Origin of the sequence: Rhodovulum sp. P5, from assembly GCF_002079305.1 — a bacterium.
Classification (GTDB): Bacteria; Pseudomonadota; Alphaproteobacteria; order Rhodobacterales; family Rhodobacteraceae; genus Rhodovulum.
The window spans coordinates 3132301-3142500 of record NZ_CP015039.1 but is presented as its reverse complement, the minus strand read 5'-3'; the positions used below and the strand labels follow the sequence as shown (position 1 = coordinate 3142500).

The window sequence follows — 10200 nt, the reverse complement described above, 5'->3', positions numbered from 1 at the left end:
CGGAACCGCCCCCGCCAGATAGACAGGCCATGCCGGGATATGGCGCAGCGCCCCATTGATCGACTGGACAGGCGACATCAGAAGTTGGTCTTCAAGTCCATGCCGGCGTAGAGGGATGCCACCTCCTCCGCATAGCCGTTGAACATCTGCGTGGGCACGCGCGGCGCAAAGAAGCCGCCGCCGATGCGCCGTTCCGTCCCCTGGCTCCACCGCGGGTGGTCAACCTCGGGGTTCACGTTCGAGTAGAAGCCATATTCGTTCGGCGCATAACGGTTCCAGCTTGTCGGCGGCTGGTCCGCCGTAAGGGTGATACGCACCACCGACTTGATCGATTTGAATCCGTATTTCCACGGAACGACCAGCCGGATCGGGGCGCCGTTCTGGTTGGGAAGGTCCTTTCCGTAAAGACCTGTCGCCATGATCGTCAAAGGATGCATCGCCTCGTCCAGCCGCAACGCCTCTACATAAGGCCATTCCAGAACCGGACGTCTTTGCCCCCGCATTTCGTCGGGGCGATAGAGGGTCTCGAACGCCACATACTTGGCGGAGGGCTCTACGCCCACATGTGACAGCAGATCGGCCAGTTCGAACCCGACCCAAGGCACGACCATGGACCACGCCTCCACACAGCGAAGGCGATAGAGCCGTTCCTCAAGCGTCCCCACCTTCTGGATATCGCCCAGATCGTAGGTCCCGGGCCGGGCCACCAGCCCGTCGATCTTGACCGCCCAGGGGTCGGTCGTCATCTGCCCGGCGTATTGTTGCGGGTCGCTCTTGTCGGTCCCGAACTCGTAGAAATTGTTGTAGCTGGTGATTTCTTCCCAGCTGTTGGGTTCCAGATCCGTCGGCGCAGCCTGCCCCGGCAAGGCAACAGCACCCACCCCAATCGCACCAAGACCGCCCATGATCTGACGGCGATTGAGATACACCGCCTCTGGCGTGATTTGCGACCACGTCAGTTTGTTGCGCCACCGGCCTGCCATCTGAAACCCTTTCCGCTTCTGGTCACACGCAATCTATGCGCATGTTTCCGGTTGCCCAAAGCAACTTGCCTCACACCGCCGTCAGCGCAGTGAAACAGGACCGCGCGGGGGCCGGATCAGGTTTCGCCCAGCCTTTGCAGCGCCGCTTCGAACCGCTTGTGGCCACGCGCCCTGGCAAGCCCTTCCACGCCCAGCAGCACGGACGGATGCAACTCGTTCATCTGGACCGAGGTCCCGTCATCCTGCACGATCCGCACATGGCGGCGGCGCATTTCGCGTGGCTCGGCCACACCGACCGAATGGGCGATGGTCTCGACCTCGCCGATCACCGCTTTCGCATAGGCGGCCACGCGCTTTTCCTTCTCGCCGACCACCAATCCCTTCTGCAGGGACGGGATATGGGTGGTGATCCCCGTGGGGCAGGTGTTGCGGTTGCATTTCAGGGCCTGAATGCAGCCAAGGCTGAACATGAAGCCCCGCGCGCTGGTCACGAAGTCCGCACCAAGGCAAATGGCCCAGGCCACGTCGCCCGGCGCCACCAGCTTGCCGCTGGCCACGATGCGGATACGTTCGTGCAGCCCGGCAAGATCGCGCAGGTCGACCATGCGGATCAGCGCCTCGCGCAGGGGCAGACCGACAAGGTCGATCAGCGGCATGGGGGCTGCACCCGTGCCACCCTCGCCACCATCGACGGTGATGAAGTCGGGCGCACTTTCCACTCCCCGCTCCTTGATCCTGATAAAGAGGTCGAACCACGGATCGGCCGACCCGATACAGGTCTTGATCCCCACCGGCTTGCCGGTCACATCCCGGATACGGGCGATCAGGTCCAGCAGGCCGTCGAAATCGTCCACCTCCCTGTGCCGGTTGGGCGAGATTGCATCCTTACCCATCGGTACACCGCGAATTCGCGCGACTTCCCCGTCGATCTTCGCGGCCGGCAGGATGCCCCCCTTGCCCGGCTTGGCCCCCTGGCTAAGCTTGATCTCGAACATCTTGACCTGGCTGTGCGCGGCGACTTCGCGCAACTTGTCATCGCTCAGATTGCCCGCTTCGTCACGCACACCGAACTTCGCGGTCCCGATCTGAAAAACAACGTCGCATCCGCTTTCAAGGTGATAGGGTGCAAGCCCCCCCTCCCCCGTATTCATCCAGACATTGGCACGCCGTGCCCCGCGTGCCAGCGCCTGCACCGCAGGTTTCGAAATCGCGCCATAGGACATGCCCGAGATGTTGAAGAACGACGGCGCGACGTAAGGTTCACGGCAATGGGGACCGATCAGCATCGGCTCGGTCGAGGCGTACTGATCGTCCAAAGGCGGGAAGACCGCATTCATGAAGATCGGCGTGCCGGGAATGTTCAGGTTGCGGGTCGACCCGAACGCGACCGTGTTGCCCTTGCCTTCCGAGGCTTTGTAGACCCAGTTGCGTTGGGCGCGGTTGAACGGCATTTCCTCCCGGTCCATGGCGAAGAAATACTGCCGGAAGAACTCTCCCAATGTCGAAAAAAGATGCCGGAACCGACCGATCACCGGATAGTTCCGCCGGATCGCATCGCCGGTCTGTATGCGGTCCATCACGAACAGAACGATCGTCAACAGCAGCAAGATCCCGAGGAACAGCGCGAACATCCCCGCGAGCACCTGCAACGCATAATACGCCCAGCCCATCTTTCCCCCTGTCTGTATCCGTGTGCCTGTTGACCTCGATCAAGGAGGCCATATCCATCCCCCCTAGACTGCGCGCGCGGGAACCGCGATACAACCGTCCTGAAGTGATGGGAGGGAGGATTTGATGAAACAAGCACTCGCCACAGCGGCTTTCGCAATCGCCGCGGCCTGCGCCCATGCCGAGGGACCGATCATCTATACCGTCGATCAGAGTTTCGACGACGTGGTCTTCGGTCTTGAAAATGCCGTCATCGGCCAAGGGCTGGTGGTCGACAGCGTCAGCCATACCGGCGAGATGCTGGAACGAACCAGGGCCGATGTCGGCTCTGACGTCACGGTCTTTCTGCAGGCGGACATCTTCAGCTTCTGCTCGGCCGCGCTGTCGCGCAAGGTGATGGAGGCCGATCCGATGAATGTCCAGTTCTGCCCCTACGACATCTTCGTCATCCAGATGCCGGACACGCCCGACCAGACGACAATCGGTTACCGTCAATTCCCCGATGGCCCGATGAAAGAGGTCGAGGCATTGCTGGACGCCATCGCGCGAGAGGCCGTCGGGCTGGACTGACCCGGCTGGTCGATGGACCACGGCGCAGGGGCGTATCGCCTTTGAAGGGCGGTCGGAACGCGCTGCCCATAGGCGGTGACCTCAAGAAATCGGCCCGCCCATAAGGGGCGGGCCGTATGGCATGCAGTCAAACGTCAGTCTGACGCTTGCGTTCAGTGAACGACGGCATCATCCGGCTTCGGCCGGTTTGACCCGACCACTCGCTCGCCGATGATCAGCCCATCTGCACCCGCCGTGACCGAAACCGCCTCACCGTCCTTGACCTCTCCGGCAAGGATCATCTCGGCCAACCGGTCCTGAAGGCTCTTCTGGATCACGCGCTTCAGCGGCCGCGCACCATAGACCGGATCATAGCCTGCATCGGCCAGCCACTTCTCGGCGCTGGCGTCCAGGTCAAGCATGATGTTCCGACCCGCAAGACGCTTCTGCAAGCGACGCAACTGGATCTCGACGATCCCGGTCATGTCGTCCCGCGTCAGACGGTCGAACACCACCATCTCGTCCAGCCGGTTCAGGAATTCGGGGCGGAAATGGGCCCGCACCGCGTCCATCACATCGCGCTTGGCCGCACTGGCATCGGCATCCTCCGGCAGCTGGCTCAGCGCCTGGCTGCCAAGGTTCGATGTCAGCACGATCAACGTCTGCTTGAAGTCGACCGTGCGGCCCTGCCCGTCAGTCAACACCCCGTCGTCCAGAACCTGCAACAGAACGTTGAAGACCTCGGGGTGTGCCTTCTCGACCTCGTCGAACAGCACCACCTGATAGGGGCGCCGGCGCACGGCCTCGGTCAGCACGCCGCCTTCGTCATAGCCGACATAGCCCGGAGGCGCGCCGATCAGACGGGCGACCGAATGCTTCTCCATGAACTCCGACATGTCGATGCGCACCATCGCCTGATCGTCGTCGAACAGGTACTCGGCCACGGCCTTGGTCAGTTCGGTCTTGCCGACGCCGGTGGGCCCCAGGAACAGGAATGACCCAAGCGGCCGGTTCTCGTCGTTCAGCCCGGCACGCGCCCGACGCACGGCATTGGCCACCGCGGTCACCGCCTGCCGCTGCCCGATTACGCGCTTGCCCAGTTCGTCTTCCATGCGGAGGAGTTTCTCGCGTTCGCCCTCCAGCATCTTCGACGTTGGGATACCGGTCCAGCGTTCGACGACCTGCGCGATCTGTTCGGGCCGCACCGCCTCTTCGACCAGGACATCGTCGTCCTGCTTTTCCGCCTCGGCCAACTGTTTTTCAAGCTGCGGGATGACGCCGTAGCTGAGTTCACCGGCCCGCGCGAGGTTGCCCTCCCGCTTGGCGTGGTCCAGTTCCGCCCGCGCCTTGTCCAGTTGCTCCTTCAGATCGCGTGCGCTGTCCAGCTTGTCACGCTCGGCCTGCCACTTGGCGGTCAGTTCGGCGGACTGCTGCTGCATGTCGGCAAGCTCCGCTTCCAGCTTCTGCAAGCGGTCCTTGGAGGCCTCGTCGTCCTCTTTGCGCAGGGCCTCTGCCTCGATCTGCTTTTGCAGGATATCGCGGTCGAGCGCGTCGAGTTCCTCGGGCTTGCTGTCTACCTCCATCCGCAGGCGGCTTGCCGCCTCGTCGACCAGGTCGATGGCCTTGTCGGGCAGGAACCGGTCGGTGATGTAGCGGTGGGACAGCGTGGCCGCAGCCACCAGCGCGGAGTCGGCAATCCGCACCCCGTGGTGGAGCTCATACTTCTCCTTGATGCCGCGCAGGATCGACACGGTGTCCTCGACCGTCGGTTCCTCGACCATCAGCGGCTGGAACCGACGGGCAAGGGCCGCGTCCTTCTCCACATGCTTGCGGTACTCGTCGAGCGTCGTTGCGCCGATACAGTGCAACTCCCCCCGAGCCAAAGCCGGCTTGATCAGGTTGGCCGCATCCATCGCGCCTTCGGATTTCCCCGCGCCGACCAGCGTGTGCATCTCGTCGATGAACAGGATGATCTCACCCGCCGCGGCGGTGATCTCGCTAAGGATCGCCTTCAGCCGTTCCTCGAACTCGCCGCGATACTTCGCACCAGCGATCAGCGCGCCCATGTCGAGCGCCATAAGGCGCTTGTTCTTCAGGCTTTCCGGCACGTCGCCATTGACGATACGCAGGGCAAGACCCTCCGCAATCGCGGTCTTGCCGACGCCCGGTTCCCCGATCAGCACAGGGTTGTTCTTGGTGCGGCGGGAAAGCACCTGCATCGCACGGCGAATTTCCTCGTCCCGACCGATGATCGGGTCGATCTTGCCTTCCTCGGCCATCTCGGTCAGGTCGCGCGCATATTTCTTCAGCGCGTCATAGCCTTCTTCCGCCGAGGCGGAGTCAGCCGTGCGGCCCTTGCGGATATCGTTGATCGCGGCATTCAGGTTCTGCGCCGTCACAGCCCCCGCATCCAACGCATCCTTGGCCTTCGACGGCACCATCGCCAGCGCCATCAGGATACGCTCGACGGGGACAAACGTATCCCCGGCTTTCTTCGCGATCTTCTCCGCCTCGTCCAGCACCTTGCCGGTTGTCTGGTCCAGATAGGTCTGGCCCACATCGCCCGACACTTTGGGCAATTTGCCCAGCGCAGCATCGACAGCGTCCAGCACGCGCTCGGGCGCACCACCGGCCTTGCGTATGAGGTTGGACGCCATGCCCTCCTCATCGTCCATCAACGCTTTCAGCAAATGTTCCGGCGCAAGCCTCTGGTGGCTTTCGCGCATCGCGATTGTCTGTGCGGCTTGCAGGAAACCGCGGGACCGTTCCGTGAACTGCTCAAGGTTCATCGGTATTCTCCTTTCTCAAGCGCCCATCCCTCCTGGTGCCTGCCCGGCAGCGCACCTGTCTTTTCGCGGGCCTCGATCACGAATGTGGGAAAGCCGTTCAGCCGTTGCAAGAGAACGGCATTTGTTTGTCACATCTGGACGGACGCGCATCGGCCCCATAGGAAGGCGGAAACCCGACCGAGGAGTCTGCCCCATGTCCGATGACCGCCTGATCGTCGCCCTCGACGTGCCCGATGCCCATGCGGGCCTGCAACTGGCCGCACAGATCGGCGATGCGGTCAGCTTCTACAAGATCGGTCTGGGCATGCTGACCGGCGGGGGGCTTGCGCTTGCGCGCGAACTGAAGGACGAACACGGCAAGCGCATCTTCCTCGACATGAAGCTCTTCGATATCGGCGCGACGGTGGAGGCCGCGGTGCGCGGCCTTGCGCAATTCGATCTGGATTTCCTGACCGTGCATGGCGACCCCCATGTGGTGCGCGCGGCGCGGGAAGGCGCGGCCGGGTCGGACATGAAGATCCTCGGCGTCACGGTCCTGACGTCGCTTGACCGGGACGATCTGGATGCAAGCCTGATTATGGCCGGCACCGTCCCCGACATCGTCGCCGAACGGGCCGCCCGCGCCTTCGAGGCCGGGGCCGACGGCGTCATCGCCAGCCCGCATGAGGCCGCCATGCTCCGCGCCTTGCCGGAAGCTGCAGGAAAGCTGATCGTAACCCCGGGCGTTCGCCCCGCGGGTGCCGACCTTGGCGACCAGAAGCGCGTGGCAACACCGGCCCGGGCCGTCGCCGAGGGCGCCGATCACGTGGTCGTCGGCCGCCCCATCTGGCAGGCTTCCAACCCGCGCGACGCGGCAAAGGCAATCCTCGCTGACCTCAGCACGGTTGCCCCCTAGCCAAGCGGCAGCCCACATCCTGGCTGAAAGGTCGCGACTTCCCTCGCAGAATTGGCACAGCCCGGCCTTCGACCGTCAGGCTTCCGGCGGGGTCCGCATGATCGGGTGCACACCGAAATTCGGAGTGACAACGGCACGGTACCCACGCAGCCGGTCAGCAGGGGTATCCGGGTCGGCGATGGCGACATGATACTGGTCTGACCAAGCCCCGCGCCGGGCGACAAAGGGCGTGTCGCGCATGAAAAGCGCCCGGAGCATCCTGTCGATATCGGGTGCTGAAACGGGTTGACCGATACGCCTGTAGTCCAGGTTCCCGGTCGGCGGACGTTCGGTCAGCACATGACAGTGCAACGGCCCAGAATGCTCGGCGAAAGCACCCCGCAAATGGGAAAGAGCACCGGAAAGCGACCGTCGGTCAGGCACAGGTGGTGGAGCAAAGGCCTTCAGCAACGCCTCCGGCCGGCTTTCCGTCGCACGCAGGGGCTGCACCAGATGGCGGTCGAGAAGAACAAGCATGAAATCGGTGATCGCCTCCAATGCCGCGACCGGATCGTCCCGCAGCCTTGACAGGATCGGGGCCGGATCGGTCGGCGCCCCGGGGTCTTGCCGCAGGACGAAAGGCTCCCGACCATAGATGCCGTCGCCATAGACGACCGGAAGGCTGCCATGCCATGCAGCCTCCAGCCCGACGGTGGAATTGACCGTGACCGTTATCGGTGCAACCTGAAGATGATCGGTGAGAGATCCGTCGGACGTCACCCGAAGCCCGGGCACCTGCGGCAGGTTCAGCCGCCGTCCCCGGCTTTCCTCGGGATGCGGGCGCACGACGATCTCGTGGTCGGGAAACCAGCGGTCCCGCAGGGTAATCGCCTCTATCACGAGGCGGCGCATGCTCTTGATATGCTGGCTATAGAGCAGGATGTTGCTGTCGCCCTGAACCTGAAGCGGCACGAAGATCTGCTTCCCCCTTGGCGCGGAGGCGCGACCTGCAAACTCTCTTGGATCGAGGAACGGGAAATGGGACCACAAGGCCGCCGCGTGCCGCCCCAACAGGTCATCGCGTTCTGCCGCGCCCAAGACGGCGCCGTCCGCAAGCGACGACGCCCCGTTCGTGCCGAGCGGATCGAAGAACAGGCCATCCGGGATGGGCCCCCGCTCGATAAAGCCGCCGGGCATCTTCAGGTGTGACTTCAGATAGCTGAACGCGTTGGCGAAATGACCGGTCACACCGTTCCAGACGACCAGAGCATCCGCTTCCGTCTCGCGCACTGCGCGCGCGGACGCGAAGAGGGCCTTCAGCACTGCACCCCGTTTTTCTGCCATCGGGTTGCCCTTCTCTTCGAGACGCGCCAACGCGCGTTCGACCGGCAACATCTCAAAGATGTCCGGCTCGAAGCCCAACTCCTCCGCAGGGTCCTTCGGAAGCCGCGCAGGGCGCAAGGGATGGAGCGCAACCGTGTCGATCCCCATCGCCTCGAACGGCGCGGCGTACGGGGCGGTGTACACCCCCGCGACGGGGTCGTGGCCGACCTGTCGGAGCAACACGGCAAGGGCCAAGACGCGCCGCGTGTTCTCCAGGTTGTCGCCGCACTGGATCAGGATGCGCATGTCAGGCGGGTGCGGCGCTCAAAATGCGCTCGATCGCCGGGTCGGTCCGGTATCTTTCCATCAGGCGGTCCTGAAGTCTCTGGCGGCGTGCAAGTTCTGCCTGCGGGTCCGTCTCGATCTGCTGCAAATGGGCAAGCACGTCGCCCTCGGTCTCGGCCACACGCAGGTCTTCGCCGAGCCCCAGCGCCTCGGCACCAAGGCCGTTCGTGATCAGCGTGACACCTGCCGCAATCGCCTCCGCATTCTTGAAGTTCATGCCGCCCGCCATGTGCACCGGCGACAGCAAGACATCGACCGTCTGATAGAATCCGGCAACGGTCGGAACGAAACCCACCGGCTCGATCGTGTCATCAAGATAGCCGTGCTGGCGCAGTGACGTGCCACCGCAGATGCTGCCCGCAATGAACAGCCGGCTTTCCGGCGACCATCGCCCAATTGCAGGCCACCACCGCGTCAGCACATCGGCAAGGGCAAGTTCATTCGCCTCCATCCGCGTGCCGAAAAAACCGAAGCGAAGCGGGCGGACGGCGGGCGGCAACCGGACCGGCGCCAGCGCATGTTCGAAACTGCTGCTCGCAAGGACAACCTTTTCCTCGGGCAGATGCTTCACCAGAACCGACTGGTCGCGCTCCGATATGGCGAGCACCAGATCCGCCCGCCCGAGCAGGCGCAGTTCCTGCCGCTGTGCCCGTCGGAACTGCCAGGTGCGGATCGGGTCCGGAAGTATCGCCTCATCGCTGAAAGACCGAACGAACTGCACGTCATGGGTATCGCAGACGATGGGCGGACGCCGGGGGTGACGGCGAAGAACATTCGGCAGGAGCCATGCATAGTTCACGAAGACGACATCGAAAGAGTCGATCTCGTGCCGCTTCAGGCACCGCAAAGACGCTACGGAATTACGCAAACGCACACGCTGGCCGAAGCTTTCGCGCCGGGGCGCCCGCGTGGCCCCGACCGCGCGGCCAAGATCCAGAAGTTTGGTCTCCGCCTGCACCCGCCACCGCGCGAACAGATCCTTCCGGTTGGGGTAGTGATCCGTCTTGCATGCCAAGAGACTGAGCGGGGGAAGCGCCGCCATACGTGCCGCATAGCTTGGGCCGGACAGGACAACGGTCAGGTCGCAGCCATGGGCAATCAATGCCAGCATCATGTTCACGGCCCGTTGGTGCGATCCCATGTTGATCGGGAAGATCGGGCCGGGAAAGACGAACAGCACCTTTCGCTCTCCCGTTTCGCCAAGGCGATAGGGCCACTCAGCCCCATCGGACGTGAACTGCCGCACCGAACGGATGTTTTGATCTAACAGACCCCGCAACAGGGTCGGCGGCAGCCCGGGATCGGCATCGCCTTCGGCCTGGGCATGGACGAAGATGTCGGTCGGGCCGACATCGGCAAAAAGGTCGGCAAGCGTGACCTTCGACAGACCGGGAACGCCCGTTGCACCCTCCCCGATGAAAATGAGGTACAGCGAACGCTTGGGGTGGCCCGAGAGCCGGGTGATAAGGCTGTTCAAGGCATCAGCGTTGTCAGAAAACTCCGACGCCCGAACCACAACTACGACCTTATTCCGCTCGACCCCAAGAAAGGGCGGCGTACCGGCGTGCCAGACCTCTACGTCCGGTCCGGTTGCCCCGTTTCCCGGCACAGGGTCGCCCTTGCCCGCATCGAGGGAAGCCGCTTCCTCCATTCACCTGCTCCCGTGGAT

At 63.5% G+C, this 10200-nt stretch carries 8 protein-coding genes (1 of these 8 only partly in view); 2 read left to right on the top strand and 6 right to left on the bottom strand.

Going from position 1 to position 10200, the window contains the following annotated elements; genetic code table 11:
• The 3 genes from msrQ to RGUI_RS15000 form a co-directional block, all read right to left on the bottom strand.
• Positions 1–78 carry the 5' end (the start) of a protein-methionine-sulfoxide reductase heme-binding subunit MsrQ gene (msrQ, locus tag RGUI_RS15010; protein ID WP_081534439.1) on the bottom strand. It extends 540 nt beyond the left edge of the window, so the window shows 78 of its 618 coding nt (coding positions 1–78); it begins with the start codon at positions 76–78; its stop codon lies beyond the left edge, outside the window.
• Complete coding sequence (gene msrP / locus RGUI_RS15005) at positions 78–983, bottom strand: protein-methionine-sulfoxide reductase catalytic subunit MsrP (protein WP_081534436.1); 906 nt, start codon at positions 981–983, stop codon at positions 78–80. The genes msrQ and msrP overlap by 1 nt, the downstream gene beginning before the upstream one ends.
• 116 nt (positions 984–1099) lie before the next feature.
• The gene (locus RGUI_RS15000) at positions 1100–2653 is read right to left on the bottom strand and encodes an FMN-binding glutamate synthase family protein (RefSeq protein WP_081534433.1); all 1554 of its coding nucleotides are present in this window, start codon (positions 2651–2653) and stop codon (positions 1100–1102) included.
• A gap of 124 nt (positions 2654–2777) precedes the next feature.
• Here RGUI_RS15000 and RGUI_RS14995 point away from each other — a divergent pair, with 124 nt between their 5' ends.
• Entirely contained in the window at positions 2778–3221 is a 444-nt protein-coding gene (locus RGUI_RS14995) for a DUF302 domain-containing protein (protein WP_081534430.1), read from the top strand.
• A gap of 152 nt (positions 3222–3373) precedes the next feature.
• On the opposite strand, the gene clpB is transcribed toward RGUI_RS14995, so the two are convergent.
• Positions 3374–5989 (bottom strand): ATP-dependent chaperone ClpB, encoded by a 2616-nt coding sequence (gene clpB / locus RGUI_RS14990; protein ID WP_081534427.1) that lies wholly within the window; start codon positions 5987–5989, stop codon positions 3374–3376.
• A 193-nt stretch (positions 5990–6182) separates the two neighbouring features.
• On the opposite strand from clpB, the gene pyrF reads away from it, so the two are divergent.
• Complete coding sequence (gene pyrF, locus RGUI_RS14985) at positions 6183–6884, top strand: orotidine-5'-phosphate decarboxylase (RefSeq protein WP_081534425.1); 702 nt, start codon at positions 6183–6185, stop codon at positions 6882–6884.
• 75 nt (positions 6885–6959) lie between these two features.
• On the opposite strand, the gene RGUI_RS14980 is transcribed toward pyrF, so the two are convergent.
• Together RGUI_RS14980 and RGUI_RS14975 are read right to left on the bottom strand one after the other, a co-directional pair.
• Positions 6960–8492: a hypothetical protein gene (locus RGUI_RS14980; RefSeq protein ID WP_081534424.1), complete on the bottom strand. Its 1533-nt coding sequence runs from the start codon at positions 8490–8492 to the stop codon at positions 6960–6962.
• Position 8493: 1 nt separating this feature from the next.
• Positions 8494–10182, bottom strand: coding sequence for a glycosyltransferase (locus RGUI_RS14975; RefSeq protein WP_081534422.1), 1689 nt, complete (start codon positions 10180–10182; stop codon positions 8494–8496).
• Positions 10183–10200 lie beyond the last annotated feature (18 nt).

Coding starts and splice junctions, on each gene's coding strand:
- msrP (WP_081534436.1), bottom strand. CDS start 983: ATGGCAGGCCGGTGGCGCAACAAACTGACGTGGTCGCAAATCACGCCA.
- RGUI_RS15000 (WP_081534433.1), bottom strand. CDS start 2,653: ATGGGCTGGGCGTATTATGCGTTGCAGGTGCTCGCGGGGATGTTCGCG.
- RGUI_RS14995 (WP_081534430.1), top strand. CDS start 2,778: ATGAAACAAGCACTCGCCACAGCGGCTTTCGCAATCGCCGCGGCCTGC.
- clpB (WP_081534427.1), bottom strand. CDS start 5,989: ATGAACCTTGAGCAGTTCACGGAACGGTCCCGCGGTTTCCTGCAAGCC.
- pyrF (WP_081534425.1), top strand. CDS start 6,183: ATGTCCGATGACCGCCTGATCGTCGCCCTCGACGTGCCCGATGCCCAT.
- RGUI_RS14980 (WP_081534424.1), bottom strand. CDS start 8,492: ATGCGCATCCTGATCCAGTGCGGCGACAACCTGGAGAACACGCGGCGC.
- RGUI_RS14975 (WP_081534422.1), bottom strand. CDS start 10,182: ATGGAGGAAGCGGCTTCCCTCGATGCGGGCAAGGGCGACCCTGTGCCG.